The 17,059-nt window shown below is 66.8% G+C and carries 16 protein-coding genes and 2 pseudogenes; 12 read left to right on the top strand and 6 right to left on the bottom strand.

Annotation, left to right across the window (positions count from 1 at the left end):
* Positions 1–4: 4 nt before the first annotated feature.
* Complete coding sequence (locus WS96_RS01605; RefSeq protein WP_059830147.1) at positions 5–880, bottom strand: LysR substrate-binding domain-containing protein; 876 nt, start codon at positions 878–880, stop codon at positions 5–7.
* Positions 881–1,030: 150 nt separating this feature from the next.
* Here WS96_RS01605 and WS96_RS01600 point away from each other — a divergent pair, with 150 nt between their 5' ends.
* The 3 genes and pseudogenes from WS96_RS01600 to WS96_RS34295 form a co-directional block, all read left to right on the top strand.
* The gene (locus WS96_RS01600) at positions 1,031–1,975 is read left to right on the top strand and encodes a hypothetical protein (RefSeq protein ID WP_059830145.1); all 945 of its coding nucleotides are present in this window, start codon (positions 1,031–1,033) and stop codon (positions 1,973–1,975) included.
* A 37-nt stretch (positions 1,976–2,012) separates the two neighbouring features.
* A complete protein-coding gene (locus tag WS96_RS01595; RefSeq protein ID WP_059830143.1) occupies positions 2,013–3,257 on the top strand; it encodes an ATP-grasp domain-containing protein in 1,245 nt (414 codons plus the stop codon).
* 106 nt (positions 3,258–3,363) lie between these two features.
* Positions 3,364–3,471: pseudogene (locus tag WS96_RS34295) on the top strand (LysR family transcriptional regulator); the annotation flags it as partial.
* 4 nt (positions 3,472–3,475) lie between these two features.
* Here WS96_RS34295 and WS96_RS01590 read toward each other — a convergent pair.
* Entirely contained in the window at positions 3,476–4,090 is a 615-nt protein-coding gene (locus WS96_RS01590; protein WP_059830141.1) for an NIPSNAP family protein, read from the bottom strand.
* A 96-nt stretch (positions 4,091–4,186) separates the two neighbouring features.
* Between WS96_RS01590 and WS96_RS01585 the strand changes: the two genes are divergently transcribed.
* Both WS96_RS01585 and WS96_RS01580 read left to right on the top strand, forming a co-directional pair.
* Entirely contained in the window at positions 4,187–5,092 is a 906-nt protein-coding gene (locus tag WS96_RS01585; RefSeq protein WP_059830139.1) for a LysR family transcriptional regulator, read from the top strand.
* Between the two features lie 174 nt (positions 5,093–5,266).
* The gene (locus WS96_RS01580) at positions 5,267–7,174 is read left to right on the top strand and encodes a DUF3857 domain-containing protein (RefSeq protein ID WP_082720149.1); all 1,908 of its coding nucleotides are present in this window, start codon (positions 5,267–5,269) and stop codon (positions 7,172–7,174) included.
* Positions 7,175–7,255: 81 nt separating this feature from the next.
* On the opposite strand, the gene WS96_RS01575 is transcribed toward WS96_RS01580, so the two are convergent.
* Positions 7,256–8,176 (bottom strand): LysR family transcriptional regulator, encoded by a 921-nt coding sequence (locus WS96_RS01575; RefSeq protein ID WP_059830135.1) that lies wholly within the window; start codon positions 8,174–8,176, stop codon positions 7,256–7,258.
* An 81-nt stretch (positions 8,177–8,257) separates the two neighbouring features.
* Here WS96_RS01575 and WS96_RS01570 point away from each other — a divergent pair, with 81 nt between their 5' ends.
* Genes WS96_RS01570 through aroE form a run of 5 tightly spaced genes read left to right on the top strand, consistent with a single transcriptional unit; the run spans position 8,258 to position 12,111 of the window.
* On the top strand, positions 8,258–9,208 hold the full coding sequence (locus WS96_RS01570; protein WP_059830131.1) for a ketopantoate reductase family protein: 951 nt from the start codon (positions 8,258–8,260) through the stop codon (positions 9,206–9,208).
* The gene (locus tag WS96_RS01565; protein WP_059830129.1) at positions 9,205–9,597 is read left to right on the top strand and encodes a VOC family protein; all 393 of its coding nucleotides are present in this window, start codon (positions 9,205–9,207) and stop codon (positions 9,595–9,597) included. Before WS96_RS01570 ends, WS96_RS01565 begins: the two co-directional genes overlap by 4 nt.
* 2 nt (positions 9,598–9,599) lie before the next feature.
* Positions 9,600–10,058, top strand: coding sequence for a MaoC family dehydratase (locus WS96_RS01560; RefSeq protein WP_059830128.1), 459 nt, complete (start codon positions 9,600–9,602; stop codon positions 10,056–10,058).
* Positions 10,058–11,281 (top strand): CaiB/BaiF CoA transferase family protein, encoded by a 1,224-nt coding sequence (locus WS96_RS01555; protein ID WP_059830193.1) that lies wholly within the window; start codon positions 10,058–10,060, stop codon positions 11,279–11,281. Before WS96_RS01560 ends, WS96_RS01555 begins: the two co-directional genes overlap by 1 nt.
* Positions 11,278–12,111, top strand: coding sequence for a shikimate dehydrogenase (gene aroE, locus WS96_RS01550; protein ID WP_059830126.1), 834 nt, complete (start codon positions 11,278–11,280; stop codon positions 12,109–12,111). The genes WS96_RS01555 and aroE overlap by 4 nt, the downstream gene beginning before the upstream one ends.
* Positions 12,112–12,465: 354 nt before the next feature.
* On the opposite strand, the gene WS96_RS01545 is transcribed toward aroE, so the two are convergent.
* Together WS96_RS01545 and WS96_RS01540 are read right to left on the bottom strand one after the other, a co-directional pair.
* Positions 12,466–13,404 carry a PLP-dependent cysteine synthase family protein gene (locus WS96_RS01545; protein WP_059830124.1) on the bottom strand — a complete coding sequence of 313 codons (939 nt, stop codon included), beginning with the start codon at positions 13,402–13,404 and terminating at the stop codon, positions 12,466–12,468.
* 241 nt (positions 13,405–13,645) lie between these two features.
* Positions 13,646–14,512 (bottom strand): NmrA family NAD(P)-binding protein, encoded by an 867-nt coding sequence (locus tag WS96_RS01540; RefSeq protein ID WP_059830122.1) that lies wholly within the window; start codon positions 14,510–14,512, stop codon positions 13,646–13,648.
* 210 nt (positions 14,513–14,722) lie between these two features.
* Here WS96_RS01540 and WS96_RS01535 point away from each other — a divergent pair, with 210 nt between their 5' ends.
* Positions 14,723–15,655, top strand: coding sequence for a LysR family transcriptional regulator (locus tag WS96_RS01535; RefSeq protein ID WP_059781721.1), 933 nt, complete (start codon positions 14,723–14,725; stop codon positions 15,653–15,655).
* A gap of 133 nt (positions 15,656–15,788) precedes the next feature.
* Here WS96_RS01535 and WS96_RS01530 read toward each other — a convergent pair whose 3' ends face one another.
* Positions 15,789–16,751: a helix-turn-helix domain-containing protein gene (locus WS96_RS01530; RefSeq protein ID WP_059830120.1), complete on the bottom strand. Its 963-nt coding sequence runs from the start codon at positions 16,749–16,751 to the stop codon at positions 15,789–15,791.
* Between the two features lie 41 nt (positions 16,752–16,792).
* Between WS96_RS01530 and WS96_RS01525 the strand changes: the two are divergent.
* Positions 16,793–17,023: pseudogene (locus WS96_RS01525) on the top strand (NADP oxidoreductase coenzyme); the annotation flags it as partial.
* Positions 17,024–17,059: the final 36 nt, after the last annotated feature.

The raw sequence follows: 17,059 nt of genomic DNA, 5'->3' as shown, positions 1-17,059 counted from the left end.
CGTATCAGCGCGCGAGCAGCGCACCGGCCTGCCGGCCGAGCACCGCGCGCAATGCGTCGAGTTCGGGCAGCGCAGGCGCTTCGTCGGGCGTGACGAGGTAGGTCGTCACGCTGCCGAGATCGTCGAACGCATGCGTGCGCAGCTCCTTGCGCGCCACGTGCTCGGCCGTGATCCGCTTCGGCAGGATCGCGACGCCCATCCCGGCCGCGACGCAGCCGAGGATCGCGCCGAACGTGCCGAACGACGACACCGATTCGATCGCGACGCCGCGCGCCTTCAGCCAGTGCTCCGCGACCGCGCGATACGGGCAGCCGTCGTGAAACGCGAGCAAGCGCACCGTGTTGTCGGCCAACAGTTGCCGGCGCGTGACGGTCGCTGCGCTCACCAGCACCATGTCTTCCGCGAACGCGGGCTCGTAACGCAGCCCGGGCCGCACGACCGCGCGCGCGGTGAGCGCCGCGTCGATCCGGCCGCGCAACAGCGCGTCGGCCAGGTCCGGCTCGCTGCCGATCTGCACCGCGAGGCCGAGCGCCGGATCGCGTTCCTTCAGCGCGGCGGCCAGCGCCGGCAGCCGCGTGGCGGCCGTGCTTTCCATCGACCCCAGCCGCAAGCCGCGGGCTACCGGCGTTTCGCGCACCACCTGCGTCGCTTCGTCGACGAGACGCAGGATGCGGTCGCAATACGGAATCAGCCGGCGCCCGGCATCGTTCAGCACCAGCCGCTTGCCGTGTCGATCGAACAGCGGCGCGTCGAGCGACTCTTCGAACTGGCGCAGCCGCGCCGTGACGTTCGATTGCGTGCAGCCGAGCCGTTCGGCCGCGCGCAACGCGCTGCCTTCCTGCACGACGGCCCGGAAAGTTTCGAGGAGAGGGATGTTCATATCACTTTCTCTTGTTACCGATTTAGTTTATATCATTTTACTTCGCTCATCATCCGGATTAGCCTAGGCTGTCCCGTTCCAAGGAATCCGCATGCCGTCCGCCGCCCGCTTCGGCTTCACTCCGGCTCGCCGCCGGCCCGAGGTTCGCCCGTGCGCGCACTGATCGCCGCGCTGGTGCGGCGCGGCCCCACCGTGCTCGCGTGCGGCGTCGGCCTCGGGCTGCTGGTGCCGCCGCTGGCCGATCTCGCGCGGCCGCTGATGCCCGCGACCGTGTTCCTGTTCGTGCTCGGCACGCTGCTGCGCGTCGAGCCGAGCGCCGTGCGCGCGGTGGCGCGGCGTCCCGCCGTGTCGCTGCTGCTGCCCGCCATGACGATGATCGCGTGCCCGGTCGCGCTCGGCATCGCCGCGCGGCTCGCCGGCCTGCCGTACGACTGGGTCGTGGCGCTGGTGATCGCGTACTGCGCGCCGCCGTCGAGCGGCACGTCGACGATCGCGCGCATGCTGTCGCTCGACGCCAGCGTCGCGCTCGTCGCGACCCTCGCGTCGATGGTGTTCGTGCCGCTGACCGCCCCGTTGCTGACGGCCTGGTTCAGCCACGATGCGGCGGTGTCGATCTCGCCGTCGAGCCTCGCGCTGCGGCTCGCGCTGCTGATCGGCAGCGCCGAAGGCGTCGCGTTGCTCGTGCGGCGCTTTGCCGGCGCGCGGCTCGCGCGCCACGCGACGCCGATCGACGCGATCGTCGTCGCCGCGCTGCTGATCTTCGCGCTCGGCACGATGGCCGGCATGCAGCAGTCGATCATCGACGCCCCGCACCGCGCACTGACCGCGATCGCCCTCGCATTCGCCGTCAACGCGGGTTTCCAGATCGTCGCGTACGGGCTCACGCCCGGCGACGTCCGCACGCGCCTGAACGTCGCGCTGATCGTCGCCAATCGCAACGTCGGGCTGATGTGGGCCGCGCTCGGGCTGGCCGCGACGCCGACTATGGCGCTCGTGTTCGCGTGCGCGCAGTTGCCGATCTATACGCTGCCGCGCGTCGTCCAGCATCTGCTGCCGCGCCTCGAAGCGCAGCGGCTGCGCCGGCGCCCCCGCTAGCCGGCTTCCCTCTTCCGCCCTCGATCAAGGATTCGTCATGAAGCGACTCATCGTGATCGGCGCACGCGCCACCGGCAGCAGCGTCGCGCTGGTGCGCGCCGCCCTCGCACGCCAGGCGGCCGTGACTGTCGTCACCGCGCCCGGCCATCGTCTCGACGGCGTGTTTCCCGACGGCGTCGAGACGGTCAATCTCGCGCCCGACGCCAACCAGCTCGCCGGCTGGCTGCGCGCGCGCTTCGCGGACGAACTCGACACGCTGCGCGTGACGACCGCGCACGACACCTATGCACGCACCGCCGCATGGGTCGCCGATGCGCTCGGGCTGCCCGGCCCCGATGCACGCCACGTCGCGCACGCGGTATCGAAGTCGAACCAGAAGGCATTGCTCGCCGCGCACGGGATCCCGGCCGCGCAGTTCGTCGCGGGCACGCTGGCCGCGCCGGCGGCGCTCGCGGCCGCGGCTGCCCCATTGCGCTTTCCGGTCGTCGTCAAACCGTCGGAAGGCTCCGCGAGCGACGGCGTGCGCCGCTGCGAGGACGTGGCCGCCGTGCGCGCGCAGCTCGACGCGCTCGCCGCCATGCACGCCGATGACGCTTCGCTTGCGACCGAACGCGTCGTCATCGAGGAATTCCTGGAGGGCAGCGAATACTGCGTCGAGTATTTCGACGGCCGCTACGTCGGCGCGCTGCGCAAGCTGAAACGGCACGGCGCCGGTTTTCTCGAGCGCGGGTATACATCCGAACTCGATCTCGACGCCGACACGCTGCGCGCGCTGATCGACGTCGGCACGCGTGCGACGGCCGCCGCCGGGCTCACGTGGGGGCCCGTGCATCTCGACTGCATCGTGCACGACGGCGTGCCGCACGTGATCGAACTGAATCCGCGCATCGCGGGCAGCTTCATCTGCGACATCGTGCGCGACGGCTACGGCTTCAACGTGGTCGAAGCGTTGCTCGACAAGCTCGATGGACGGACGGTGACGATTCCCGAGCTGTTCGAGCCGCACGCGTATGCGCGCGCCGAATTCCTGCTCGACAGCGATCCCCGTGCGTGGCGGTTCGCGCAGGCCGGCGAGATCGACGACGGGGCGGTCAGGATCAGCTATGGGCCGCAAGTGCTGCCCGATCGCGAACGGCGCGCGTTTCTTTATGTGCGCGTTGCGTTGCCGGCTGCGCAGGGTTCGCCGGACGACGCGGGTTCGGCGGCCGAGCGCCGAGCCGTCGTGCAGCCGACGCGGGCGGCGACTGCGGCTCCTGACCTGAACCTTCAGCCGGAGAAATAGCGTGACGCGCGCGCCGGACCTTCCACACTGACTGCGTTGCAGCCCGTACGCAGGCGTGTCGCACTTCAAGCGCGGTCACGCTCATGGGTCGCTGGCGGCAGCGTAACGCGGCGTCGCCATCGTGCCCGGCTTCACGTCGACGGCGCAACGCCCGGGGGTCGCTTACGTGCCGCTGGCGACACCGCATGCTCCGGCGTTGGTCTGCGCCGGCAGCGCATTCAATGCAGCGGCGACCACGCCTCCGGCAAGCCGATCGTCGACGTCGCGCTTTCGATCTGCTCCGGACCGCCGGTCGGAGGCCAAAGACCCGCCGCATAGTGCCGCTTTCTCAACGCCATGCGTTCTTCCAGACTCGAGAATCCCCAAATGTGCGTGATGCGCGGCGGTCCATCTAGCGCGTACAGGTTGCAAACGAGATGCGACGTATAGGCGTGGGCCGGACCTATCGCACGCTCCCACGCGGAAATGGTCGGCGCAATACCGCCGGCTTTCAGCCAGTAGCGGCGAATCTCGTAGAAGCCGCCGAATGCCGCCGGTTCGACGTCGGGCAGAAAAGGAAACAGCGCATAGCTTTCCATCGCCAATCGAACGGACGCGCTTTCAATTCCGAAAGGTTGCTCGGCGCGCAATGCCCGATTGCGTTCATGCTGCAATTCATCCATCGTCTCGAAGCCACGCAGCACGACAATCCGCGACAGCTCGCCGATTTCCGTGCGCCATGCGCCCAGCAGGCGCCCTCGCGCGTCGGCATCCGACACCCAGCGATGCGCACGGTCGGACACCCCGTCCTGGTCCGTAAGCGGACACGCCAACGTCGTGAGTTCATACGGCATTTCAGTTCTCCTTTCGTTCGGATATCGCAATCTATTTCCAAACCGGTGGCCGATAAACGCGCGTCGCCTTGAAACAGAATCCAGTAACATTGCGCAATGGATCTCCTCAAGGCGATGACCGTATTCGTCCGTATCGTGGAAACGGGTAGCCTGACCGCAGCGGCGCAAGCGTCCAACCTGTCGCCGACCATGGTCGGCAACTACCTTCAGGCTTTGGAAAATCGGCTGGGTGCGGTCCTCGTGCACCGCACGACCCGTAAGCAGAAAATCAGCGCGTTCGGCCACGCTTACTACGAGCGATGCGTCGAAGTCCTCGGCCTGGTCGACGACACGGAACAGCTTGCGCTCGCTCACCTCCAGCAGCCGCGGGGGCGTTTGCGCGTGACCGCGCCCGTCGTGTTTACGAACGAGTGCCTGGTTCCCGCGCTCGCGGACTATTACCGGCGCTACCCCGAGGTCCAGCTCAATATCGTCGCAACCGACTCGCTCGCCGATCTGTTCGACGACGGTTTCGAGGCAGCCATTCGCATCGGCGCGCTCGCCAACCCGGATGCGGTGGCGCGGCCGCTGGCGCCCTATCGGTTGGTGCTGTGCGCGTCGCCCGCTTACGTTCGCGAACACGGTGCGCCGACTACGCCGCAGGCGCTTGCCGGGCATCAATGCCTGACGTATGCGTATCCGCCCCGATCGGAATGGCACGCGGCGCAACCTCGATGGATGCTGGAGGGTCCGGACGGGCCGGTCGGCATCGCCGTGGACGGCAGGCTGAAAATCGACAGTGCGGACGCGTTGCGCCGGGCGGCATTGAGAGGGCTGGGTATCGCGATGCTTCCGTCCATGTTGATACGCGACGACCTTCGCGACGCGCGCCTCGTCGAGATCATGCCGGACTTCGCCGCGCCGGAACGGTCGATGAATCTGCTTTATCTGCAGGAGCGGCGGAAATCGCCGAAGCTTCGTAGCTTTACTGAATTCGTGGTCGAACGGTTCGGCGCCGAATAGGCGAATCGTTTACGAGAGACCCGGCGATCAGCTGACAAAAACCTGTCGACGCAAGCAGGACTGGCAAATCGATGCCGAATACGCGCCGCGATCCGTAGCGGCATCCTCGTCGTCGTGGTAGTTTCTTGCGTCCTCCTCGCCGGAGGAAAACAACAATTCGAGGGGGCTATCCACATGCTGATTACGCGAGACCGTCGATCCATTTCAATCGGCCGCATGATTCGGGCACACGTCGCCGTGGCGGCAATCGTCACGCATGCAACAGTCGCGTATTCCGCCGATTCCTCCCCCGCCTTCACCGTCCTGTCCGACGACAATGTCTACACCGTGAATCGCGACGGCTCGTCGACCCACGATCAAGCAAGATCGATCCGCATCGAGACGGACCAGGGCGTCAGATCGTATGGTCAGGTTTCCTATCGATATAGCCGCGAGTTGCAGAAATTCGAAGTGCTCGAGGCCTACACCACCACGCGCGACGGCGTGCGGATAGACGTTCCGGCCAATGCAATCTTCACGCGTCAAAGTGCGTCGAGCGTCCATGCCCCCAGCTTCGACGACAACCTCGTCAAGACGATCGTCTTTCCCGGCGTCGAGCCCGGCGCGACCGTGACCATGCGCACGCGCGAGACGCAGGTCACGCCACTGTTTCCCGGGCATTTCTCCGCCGACGACACGTTTCCGAACAACAAGCCGATCCAGAGCGCCAGCATCACGATCAACGCGCCCGCGTCGATCGCGCTGCATGCGGATGTCGTCGACATGCAGGGTGGACGGGAGGCAGCCGACGTCGACGGCCGGCAAATCTGGCGCTGGACGATCAAGGATGCGCGTGTGCAGCCACTCGAAGCGAATGCGCCGAGTATCAACGACCGCAGCCCGCGGCTCGCGGTCACGACGTTTCCGGACTACGCGGCGCTCGGACAGGCATACGCCGCCCGTGCGCAGGCGCAGGCGACCGTTACGCCCGACGTGCAGGCGCTGGCCGATCTCGTCACGAACGGAATCGTCGACCGGCGCGATCAAGCAGATGCCCTCTATCGATGGGTGAGCCGAAACATCCGCTACGTTGCCGTGTTCCTCGGTTTCGGCGGTGTCGTTCCGCACACCGCACAGGACGTCCTGCAGGCACGCTACGGCGACTGCAAGGACCATACGACGCTGCTGCAGGCGCTGCTGGCAGCGAAAGGCATTTCGAGCGGCACGGTACTCGTGAATGCGGACAGTCGCTATTGGCTGCCTTCGGTCGCGAGCCCGCTGGCCGTATTCAATCACGCGATCACTTACGTTCCCGAATTCGACGTCTACCTCGACTCGACCGCCGGTACGGCCCGGTTCGGCACGCTGCCTTTCAACGAGCAAGGAAAGCAGGCGTTGCTGACGGGCATCGGCAATGCAGAGTCTCGCTTGATCGTCCTTCCCGTTGCACACGCCGACGCCGACACGGTGACGGTCACCACGCGCACCACGCTCGACCCGTCCGGTACCGTTCGCGGCAACAGCAAAGTCGACAACCGCGGCGAATACGACTGGATCGCCCGCTCCGTGTTCGCCCGGTTGCCGGCAGGTTCCGAACCGGTGTTCGCGCAGGCATTCCTTACCGCGAGCGGATCGGAGGGCACCGGCCGTTACCGTCACGGCGACATCGGCGATCTCCGAACCGCGTTTACGTTTTCCAGCGTATTCGAACTACCGGACTACACCCCGCTCCCCGGCCCCGGCGCGATGCGTGTCCCCAGAGGACTGAGCGGCTTCGACACGGTCGCCAGTGCCTTTGACTGGACAGGACCGACCAAACGCAACACCCCGCTCCTGTTCAAAGCCGGGCGTTTCAGCGAAATCACGAAACTGGAGTTGCCGACCTCGATGAAGGTGCTGAGCCTTCCGAAGCCCGTCACGGTGACTTCGTCGTTCGGCACTTATACGTCTTCCTATGCAATGGAAGGCAGCACCGTCAGCGTGACCCGGACGCTCGAGCTGAATTCGCCGCGGCCGTATCTGCAGCCGGACGAGTACCCCGAATTCCGACGCATGGCGAGGTCGATCAAGCACGACCTCGCCGCGCAGATCGTCTATCGATGATCGGCTCGCGGGCGCGGTCGAATCGGAAGCGCCCGAAAGCCGCGCCGCCTCCGGCGTCCATCGCGAACGCCGAAGCCACAGTCAATGCGAAGCACCGAACAATCGAATCACGACGCCGCGCAGCCACCGGTTGCCGGCTTCGTGGTGATAGCGCGCGTGCCAATGCTGCCGCACCGCGAACCCGTCGACCGGGATCGGGCATGCATGCACCGCCAGATCGTTGGCCTGGGCCAGCGTCTCGCCGATATGACGCGGTAGCGTCGTGATCAGGTCGGTCGTCTGGACGATCGCGCCCAAGCCCAGAAAGCCCGGCAATTCCAGCACCACGTCCCGCTCGATGCGCGCCTGCCGCAGCGCCTGTTCGAGGAGCTGCGCGCCGGTTCCGGCCGTAATCGCGACATGCCCTTCCGAACGATATTGCTTTACCCCGAGCCGGCCGCGAATCCTCGGGTGATGTCGATTCACCAGACAAATCCAGTCCTGGTCATACAGCTTCTGCTGATAAATGCCGCCGCCGAGCCACGGCACGTAGCCGATCGCGAGATCGGCTTCGCCCGATTCGAGCGCCCGCTCCGTATTGCCGTCGATCCGCGCGGCTTCCAGCCGGACGCCGGGCGCCTGCGCGCGAACATGGGCCAGCAGCCGCGGCAGCAGCGTGACGTGACTCGCATCGGTCATGCAGATGCGAAAGCGTCGCTGAGCGGTCGCGGGATCGAAGGCGATTTCCCACGCGGTGAAGCGCCGCAGCGATTCGAGGATTTCCCGGCATGGCCCGATCAGCGCGTCGGCTTGCGGCGTCGGCGCCATGCCGCCGGGCGTGCGAATGAAGAGCGGATCGTGCAGGTGCTCCCGCAAGTGCCCGAGCCAGATGCTGACGGTCGGCTGGCTCTGGCCGAGCTGCTCGGCGACGCGCGTGACGCTGCGCACGTCGTACAGGAGATCGAATAGCTGAAGCAGTTTCAGGTCCGGCAGATCGGCTGGCATCGGCGCGTTATTGTCCATGGCAATGACGCCATTGTATCCATTGCATTGTCGACATGAGCGCCGGCTTCTATCGTGAGGCCATACGTCAAGGAGACAGCATTGAAAATCGCGATTCTGGGAGCCGGCGCACTGGGTTGCGCGATCGGCGCCACCCTCACCGAAGGCGGTCACGAGACCTGGTTGATCGACCGCTCGCCCGCGCACGTCGACGCGATGCGGCGCGACGGCCTGCGGGTCGACGACGCCGGCGGCTCCCGGCACGTCCGCGTTCACGCGACGACGCAGGCTGCCGAAGTCGGCGCGGCCGACCTGGTGGTGGTGCTGGTCAAGTCGTTCCACACCGACGCGGCCATCCGCGGCGCCCGGTCGCTCGTCGGGCCCGATACCGTCGTGCTGTCGCTGCAGAACGGCCTCGGACACGAGGACATCCTGAGCGACGCCGTCGGCCGCGAGCGCGTACTCGCGGGCAAGACCTACGTCGGTGGCGTGCTTCGCGGGCCGGGCCATATCGAATCCGGCGTCATCGGCAAGGCCACTTACATCGGCGAGCTCGACGGCCGCATCACGCCGCGCGTACGGGCGATCGCCGACGCATTCGATACCGCCGGCCTCGCGACGACGATCAGCGACAACATCGTCGGCACGATGTGGGACAAGCTGCTCGTCAACGTCGCGACCGGCGCGCTGACCGGCGTCACCGGCCTCACCTACGGCCAGCTTTACGACGAGCCGCTGCTGAAGGCGACGTCGCTCGCGGCTGTCGCCGAGGCGATCGCGGCGGCGGAGGCGGCCGGCGTCAAGCTGTCGATGACCGATCCCGAACAGGCGTGGACGCTCGCCGCCGAGGGGCTGCCCGCGGCCTTCAAGACCTCGATGTTGCAAAGCCTGGAGAAAGGCTCGATCACCGAGATCGACTTCATCAACGGTTCGGTCGTGCGCGCCGGGCAGCGCTACGGCGTGCCGACCCCGGTCAACGCCACGCTCGTCGCCTGCATCAAGGGGCTGGAGCGCGCGATGGCCGATCGCCGGCGCGAGGAGGCTGCCGCATGAATGCCACGAAAGCCTATCTCGAACACGTTGCGATCTGGGTGAAGGACATCCGCTGGCACATCCGCTTCTTCGAAGACGTGCTCGGCATGACGCTGCGCGAAGTGGACGGCACGCTCGACGCGCCGCGACAGTACTGGACGCTCGGCGGCCTGCAGTTCATCCACGCGCCGGAACACGACGGCCCCGAAGGCAGGCTCGCGCATCTCGGCGTGATGTGCGAAGACCTGGAGGCCGCGCTGGTCGCGGCGCGGCGGTTCGACGTGACGGAGATGCAGCAGGGACGCAACTGGCTTCGCCTGCCCGACGGGCTCGCCGTCGAACTGATTCAGGCCCGGCCGGCGTCCTGCGTCGCGCAGGCACTGGCGATCGACCCGCGCGCGGAGGCATGACCATGACGATCGTCGAGAAATACTGGGACGACGCCCGCGAGGGCGACACATGCACGAGCCCGAGCTACGTCGTGACCAAGGAACGCATTCTCGCGTATGCCGACCTCACCGGCGACCACACGCCCGTTCACGTGGACGAGGAATACGCGAACGCCAGCCATTTCGGCTGCCTCGTCGCGCACGGGCTGTTCGGCCTGTCCGTCGCCGACGGCCTGAAGACCCAGAGCGACTATCGCTTCCTGCCGGGCATGTCGCTCGGCTGGACCTGGGATTTCCTGCTGCCGATCAAGGTCGGCGACGTGCTGCACGTGACGTTCCGCGTCGGTTCGATGCGGGCGAGCAAGAGCCGCCCGGACTGGGGCATCGTCGTGCTGCCGTCGGAACTGATCAATCAGGACGGGCAGGTCGTTCAACGCGGCGAACATCGTCTGATGGTGCCGCGCCGTCCGGAGGCACGATGATGCAGGCTCGTCCCCTCGAAGGCATGCGCGTCGTCGACTACAGCCACTTCCTCGCTGGCCCGTATGTCGGGCGCTGTCTCGCCGCGCTCGGCGCCGAAGTCATCAAGGTCGAGCGTCCCGGCGCCGGCGACGCCGGGCGCCAGCACGCGACCGTGCTCGACGACCAGCAAAGCGGTTACTTCCTGCAGCTCAACATGGGCAAGCGCGGCGTGAGCGTGAACATGAAGGATGCGCGCGGCAAGGCGTTCATGCAGCGGCTGTGCGACTCCGCCGACGTCTTCATCGAGAACTACCGGCCGGCCGCGCTGGACAAGCTCGGGCTCGGCTATGCCGAACTGTCGGCGCGCAATCCGGGCCTCGTCTATTGCTCGATTTCGGCGTACGGGCACACCGGCCCCGACGCGCACCGCGCGGGCTTCGGACTGATCGCCGAAGCGAAGAGCGGGATCATGCAGATGGTCGGCACGCCCGGCGAGCGGCCGCCGCTGCTGCGCATTTCGCTCGGCGACATGTACACCGGCATTCATGCGGTCGCGGCGATCAACGCCGCGCTGCTCGGGCGCGTAAAGAGCGGCCGCGGGCAACACGTCGACATGGCGCTGTACGACACGCTGGTGTCGATGCACGAATACGCGGTGCAGTGCTACACGCTGCAGGGCGTGCTGCCCGAGCAGACCGGGCACGACATGCCGACCTCGACACTCTACGGCGTGTTCCGTGCCGCGGACGGCGATCTCGTGATCGCCGCGCAGGTCGACGACGCGTGGAAGCGCTTCGCACAACTGATCGCGGCGCACGGCGGCCCGGCGGGTTTCGGCGCCGATCCGCGGTTTCACGACAGCACCGGCCGCAACGCACACCGCGCGGAGATCCTGTCGGTGGTCGAGCCGTGGGTGGCCGCGCGTTCCGTCGCGTCGGTACTGGACCTGCTGGACGGCATCGACGTTCCGTGCGCGAAGGTGCAGCGCATCGACGAGGTGTTGAACGATCCGCAGATCCAGGCCAGGGGCATGGTCGTCGAGCAACAGCATCCGCGCTACGGGACGCTGCGTCTGCCCAACCTGCCGTTCCGGTTTTCCGATTGCGATACGACGATTCGCGACGTCGCGCCCGATCTCGGGCAGCACAACGCGGAAGTCGCGCGTTCCCTCGGGTTCGATTCGGCCGAAATCGACGCGATGCAGGCCGATGGCGTCCTCTATTCGAAAGCGAGCCAACGATGACTGATCGATACGCGGTGATCGGCAATCCGATCGGACACACGAAATCCCCGCTGATTCACGGCCTCTTCGCGCAAGCGACGCGGCAGGACCTCCGCTATACGGCGATCGAAGGCCCGCTCGAGCCGGCAGGCGCTTTTGCTGCAACGGTGCGTGCGTTTTTCGATGGCGGCGGCAAGGGCATCAACGTCACCGCGCCGTTCAAGCTCGACGCGTTCGCGATGTCGGACGAACGCAGCGAGCGTGCGCGGCTCGCGGGCGCGGCCAACGCACTCAAGTTCGACGGCGGCCGCATCCTGGCGGACAACTTCGACGGCATCGGGCTGGTTCGCGATATCGAAGCGAACCTCAATCTGCCGATGGCCGGCAAGCGCGTGCTGGTGCTCGGTGCGGGCGGCGCGGCGCGCGGCGCGCTGTTGCCGTTCCTCGAAGCCGGCCCGGCGGAACTCGTGATCGCGAATCGCGACGTCGACAAGGCGCGTGCACTGGCCGCGCAGGTGGCCGGGCGCGGTCCGCTCGTGGCCGGCAGCTACGCGGACCTCGCGCGGATGGGACGTTTCGACCTCGTCGTCAATGCGACGTCGGCCAGCCTGACCGGCGATCTGCCGCCCGTCCCGCCGAGCGTGTTCAGTCCGACGGGAACCGCCTACGAACTCGCCTATGGCAAACGGCTCACGCCGTTCCTCCGGCTCGCGAAAAACGCCGGCGTGCACGGGATCGCGGACGGCGTCGGCATGCTGGTCGAGCAGGCGGCCGAGGCGTTCGCATGGTGGCGCGGCGTGCGCCCTGCGACCAGTTCGGTGATCGACCGGCTGGCCGTGCCGTTCGACTGAACACGCGATGGGGTGTCGGCATGCAGCCGATCCCGATGCGCGACGGCATCGAACGCGGCAGGGGCGGCAGGCGCGATCGGGTAGATTCGGCGCGTCCATACGAGCGTGAAACCCGTCGGGCGATTGTCGGCCACGATCCCGTCGCCCCACGATGCTCGAGGCAATGTCGGTACCGCATCGTCGCGTCCGGTGCCGCGCAGCGGATCTCGGACAGGCACGGCAATCGCGAACCCAAGCGCCGCGCCGATCGGCCAATCCGGCGCGAACGAAACGCGCTCGGCTATCGGGAAAGCGGGAGGCGCCGCGTCTGTCCTTCATGCGGATCTCGCCGACCCAAGCCCCCAAACCGAACCATCAGCCCATCGTTTGCGCGAACGATTTCAGATACTTCATGCCCGTGTCGCACATGATCGTCACGATCGTGGCGTCCGGGCCGAGCCGTTCGGCGAGTCGCAATGCGCCGGTTACGTTGGCGCCGGTCGACGTGCCGCAGAACAACCCCTCCTCGGCGGCCAGCCGGAACGCCATGGCTCTCGCGTCCTCCGTCGAGACGCGCTCGAGTTCGTCCGCGATGCCGTCGCGCCAAAGCGGCACGACATAGCCCGCGCCGATTCCGTCGATCTTGTGCGCCCCGGTCGGCCCACCCGACAGCACCGCCGATTCGGCCGGCTCGACACCGGCGATCCGGATGCGTGCGTCATGCTCGCGCAAGCGCCGCGAAATCCCGCGCAGCGACGCAGCCGTACCGACGCTCTGGACGAAACCGTCGAGACGGCCGCCGGTCTGCTCCCAGATCTCGTCGGCCATCTTCGTATAGGCGCCGAGCTGATCGGTGTTTTCCATCTGCGCGGTGAGGTATGCGCCCGTCTCGCCGGCAATCCGATGCGCTTCGCGAATCATGTCCTTCGTCAGCTTCTCGGTTTGCTTGCCGTTGTCGCTCGGGACGAGCGTCAGCTTCGCGCCGAGCAGGCGCATGTGATCGAGCTTCTCCTTCGCGAACGCATCCGATGAAACCAGATGCAGCGGATGCCGCTTGACGGCGCACACCAGCGCGAGCGACACGCCCGTGCTGCCGCCGGTGTACTCGACCACCGCGCCGCCGGGCGGCAGACGCCCGTCGCGCTCGGGCGCTTCGATCATCGCCAGCGCGATCCGGTCTTTCATGCTGCCGGTCGGATTCTGGCTTTCGAGCTTGACGAACAGACGCGCGCCGTTCTTCGGGACAACGTATCGTAACGGGACGAGCGGCGTGTTGCCGATCGTGTCGAGGATGCTGCCGGGAGTCGATTTCATGTTGATCTCTGAAGTGAACGAGCCGGTACGAGCAGGCGGATGGCGGTCGAACAGATCCGGGAATGCCGGAAATGCTTCGCAGTCTAGACGCGCGACGAGGCCTTGCGCCATAGTCATAAATGACATTAATGGCGGCATTTACGACATCCATTCGGCATGGAAACCGCTTTCCGCCTGATCGGAAATCCGATGCATGGGCGGGCGCGGCGCAAGCGCGCCACGCGTCGCCCGCCGCATTCGTTCAGACCGTACGCGACACCAGCTCGCCCAGCACCGTATCCAGCGCGACATGGCCGCGCAAGATATCGTCAGGATTACTTTCGAAGTCGATCCAGCCTTCGTTGAAGCCGTCCAGCATGCGCATGCGCGGGAGCGGATGTTTCATGCCCTGCGCGCGAAACAGCGCTTCCCACGTTCGCCTGTCGACGGCTTCCGCGCGCACGTCCCGGCCCAACACGCGAGCGAAGGCCAGCGCGAGATCGTGGGGGCTCACCCGGCGCGGGCCTTCGAGCTCGACGACACGCACCCCGCTCCACGTCTGCTGCAGCAGTTCCGCCGCAACACGGCCCACGTCCGCGGTGGCGACCATCGGCACGGGCTTGTCGAGCGGCTGCAGGTAACTGGCGACGGCACCCTCGTCGCGCGCGAACGCGACATCCCACGCGGCGTTCTCCATGAACCAGCCGGGCCGCAGAAACGTCACCGGCATCGGCATCTCGCGCAGCGCCTGCTCCATCAGCGCGAGTTGCGTGAGCAGATTGGTCTCGTGGGCCTGCGCGCCGATCGTCGACAGGCAGACGACCTTTTCCGGACGCGCCGTCAGAAGCGCGGCCGATACGGCTTCGATCACCTTCCGCGCCTCGGGAAACCCGGGCGCCGGATCGAACACCGGCGGCAGCAGGATGAAAACGCCCGACGCGCCGGCGAACGCGGTGGCAAGCGACGCAGGGTCTTCCATGACCGCGGTCGCCATCTCGCACCCGCGCTCCGCCCATGCCCTTGCCCGCGTCGTGTCGCGTACGACCGCGCGTACCGGCCGCCCCGCGGCCAGCAGTTCGCGGGCCAGTGCGCCGCCGACCTGGCCGGTGATTCCTGTGATGGCATACATTGCTCGTTCTCCATGTGTGAATACGTGGATCGCATTCTGGACAAACGCCGAACGAAACAAAACGACATGGATGGCATCAGATCAGTGACAACGTGTCATCAATTGGGCATGATCGACCCGGGCGCCCGGCGGCACCGCATCGCGCAGCGTTCGCGCGTCGGCCGTCCGTGGGCCGCTCGCCACCCGCTCCCCGTATTCACTCGAACGACGATGAGATCCAGTAGCGAAAAACTGTCCGGCAGCATCAGCGTGTTCGCCGCCGTGGTCGATGCCGGGACGTTCGCGGCTGCCGCCGACGTGATCGGCATGACGCCGCCGGGCGTCAGCCGAGCGATTGCCCGGCTGGAAAGAAGGCTGAACATCCGGCTGTTCAACCGAACGACGCGATCCGTGTCGCTCACCGAAGAGGGCCGCCGCTTTTACGAGCAGGTCATGCCCCATCTCGCCGGGCTGGAGGAAGCCGCCGCGGCGGCCGCAGGCGGCGCCTCCGCCGTGCGCGGAAAGCTGCGAATCAATCTGGATCCGGTCGTCTACCGGGCCATTCTCGGGCCACGGCTCGATGCGTTCATGGACGCGCATCCCGAGCTCGAAATCGAGCTCATCGCGCGAGACAGCCTCGGCGACCTCGTCATGGACGGCTTCGACCTCGCGGTGCGATTCGGCGAACCGCGCGCATCCAGCCTGATCGCGAGAAAGCTGCTCGACACCGGCGTCGTGACAGTCGCGGCGCCCTCGTACATCGCGCGCCGGGGACGGCCGGCAAAACCCCAGGACCTCGAGAACGGACTCCACCGCTGCCTGGAATTTCGCAACCCCGAGACAGGCAAGCCGTTCGCGTGGGAATTCCATCGCAAGCGCAAACGCATCGTGGTCGACACCCGCGGACGCCTCACGGTCAACGATCCGGGCGCGCTGCTCAATGCGTGCCTCGCCGGTTCCGGAATCGCGCAGATGCTGTTGCTCGGCGCCGAGCCGCTGATCGCCGACGGCCGGTTGATCGATCTCTTTCCCGAATGGGCCGACGAGCGGTATCCGTTGTACGCGTACTACCCATCCCGGCATCACGTGCCGGCAAAGACGCGCGCGTTCCTGGATTTCATGATCGAACTGACGGGCGTTCACGCGGACGTCGGCACGCGCTAGTGCGGTTCCGGCGGAGCCCCACGGACCCTTGCCTCGGCATGCGCGGCGTACGACGGCGTCGCCGTCGACGCGGCGACGGCGTTCGAGCCCGCTCGCTCGCGTTGGCGAAGCAATGCCGGCCGTACCGAGGACGCTACCGATTGTCGGCGCGCAATTCCCGCACCCCACGGCCGAGCCGGCGCCGCAGCAAGGCCCGCAACGTCGCCGCATCCGCATAGCCGACCTCGCTTGCGATCGTCTCCAGGTCGTAACCCATCGACACGAGGTTCTGCGCCCGTTCGATCCGGAGATCCTGGAAGAACGCCAGCGGCGACTTCCCGAGTACCGCCTCGGTACGACGCTGCAACGTGCGCGGTCCGACGGCCAATGCCGCTGCGGCTGCCTGAAGCGAGAAACCCAGGGAAAGATTCTCGCGAGCCCAGCGCTCGAATCGCGCGACCAACGGATCGGCGTGCGCAAGGTAATCCGGAATGATGTATTCGGCTTGCGACGCGCGCTTGTCGATCAACATGAAGCGCGCCACGAGCGTGGCCAGTTCGGGACTGGCCTGACGCAGCAACCACAGCGCCAGGTCCAGATGGCCCATGGCCGATCCTGCCGTGATCAGGCGATCCGCGGCGACGACCATGCGCGACTCGTTCAGATCGACCGCCGGATAACGTTGACGGAAAAAAGGCGACAGCGACCACGTAGTCGTCGCCTCGCGATGATCCAGAAGCCCGGCTTCGGCCAGCACGAACGTACCGATGCAGGCGGCGGCCACGCCGATGCCGCCAGCATGCCATGCACGAAGGTGCGCCATCGCATCGCGCACGTCGCGACGCTCCAGCGCCTTGGCCAGGCGCTCCGGCTCCCGGATACCGGGCGCAGGCACGACCACCCAGTCCGGGTGGCGCACGCTGCTTGCCGATTCCACCGCCATCGACAATCCATGCGCGGTGCGAATGCGTTTGCGCACGCCCGCCACCGTCACGTCGAAGGGTGGCGCGGCAAAGCCTTGAGCAGCAGCCAGTTCGTTGGCCATCGCGAAGGTATCCAGCAGCACCGTGAGCCCGGTATCGAACAGACCGTCGAGGGCCAGGATAGTCAATCTCATGTCGTAGACGTCGCTGTGGATATCGTTTACGACTATAGCCCAACCATCTGGTCGCCTCCGTTCTCGGCCAGGACCCGGCCGTCCACGGTGGCAGGAGAGTCGTGTTTCTGGCGAGCGACGACGAGGCCGCGGCGGAGGTCGGTGCGCTTGCGGAACAACTCGGCTTCGCGCCGATCCGGCTCGGCCGGCTTTCGGAAGGCGGATGGCTGGTGCACGCGCGCGGAAAAAGCTGGGGACACCTGATCTTCAAGGACCTGATCAGCTTTGGCTGACGACGCGCGATTCACGCGCATTTCGCCGAATCGAAT

The organism is Burkholderia sp. MSMB1835 (assembly GCF_001526365.1).
In the GTDB taxonomy this organism is placed as follows: domain Bacteria; phylum Pseudomonadota; class Gammaproteobacteria; order Burkholderiales; family Burkholderiaceae; genus Burkholderia.
The sequence above is the reverse complement of the archived record's forward strand: the minus strand, read 5'-3'. Positions and strand labels throughout refer to the sequence as shown.

What these genes read in the sequence shown, in the direction of transcription:
- WS96_RS01605 (WP_059830147.1), bottom strand. Translation starts at nt 880, where the DNA reads ATGAACATCCCTCTCCTCGAAACTTTCCGGGCCGTCGTGCAGGAAGGC.
- WS96_RS01580 (WP_082720149.1), top strand. Translation starts at nt 5,267, where the DNA reads ATGCTGATTACGCGAGACCGTCGATCCATTTCAATCGGCCGCATGATT.
- WS96_RS01555 (WP_059830193.1), top strand. Translation starts at nt 10,058, where the DNA reads ATGCAGGCTCGTCCCCTCGAAGGCATGCGCGTCGTCGACTACAGCCAC.
- WS96_RS01530 (WP_059830120.1), bottom strand. Translation starts at nt 16,751, where the DNA reads ATGAGATTGACTATCCTGGCCCTCGACGGTCTGTTCGATACCGGGCTC.
- WS96_RS01585 (WP_059830139.1), top strand. Translation starts at nt 4,187, where the DNA reads ATGGATCTCCTCAAGGCGATGACCGTATTCGTCCGTATCGTGGAAACG.
- WS96_RS01565 (WP_059830129.1), top strand. Translation starts at nt 9,205, where the DNA reads ATGAATGCCACGAAAGCCTATCTCGAACACGTTGCGATCTGGGTGAAG.
- WS96_RS01535 (WP_059781721.1), top strand. Translation starts at nt 14,723, where the DNA reads ATGAGATCCAGTAGCGAAAAACTGTCCGGCAGCATCAGCGTGTTCGCC.
- WS96_RS01575 (WP_059830135.1), bottom strand. Translation starts at nt 8,176, where the DNA reads ATGGACAATAACGCGCCGATGCCAGCCGATCTGCCGGACCTGAAACTG.
- WS96_RS01590 (WP_059830141.1), bottom strand. Translation starts at nt 4,090, where the DNA reads ATGCCGTATGAACTCACGACGTTGGCGTGTCCGCTTACGGACCAGGAC.
- aroE (WP_059830126.1), top strand. Translation starts at nt 11,278, where the DNA reads ATGACTGATCGATACGCGGTGATCGGCAATCCGATCGGACACACGAAA.
- WS96_RS01560 (WP_059830128.1), top strand. Translation starts at nt 9,600, where the DNA reads ATGACGATCGTCGAGAAATACTGGGACGACGCCCGCGAGGGCGACACA.
- WS96_RS01545 (WP_059830124.1), bottom strand. Translation starts at nt 13,404, where the DNA reads ATGAAATCGACTCCCGGCAGCATCCTCGACACGATCGGCAACACGCCG.
- WS96_RS01540 (WP_059830122.1), bottom strand. Translation starts at nt 14,512, where the DNA reads ATGTATGCCATCACAGGAATCACCGGCCAGGTCGGCGGCGCACTGGCC.
- WS96_RS01595 (WP_059830143.1), top strand. Translation starts at nt 2,013, where the DNA reads ATGAAGCGACTCATCGTGATCGGCGCACGCGCCACCGGCAGCAGCGTC.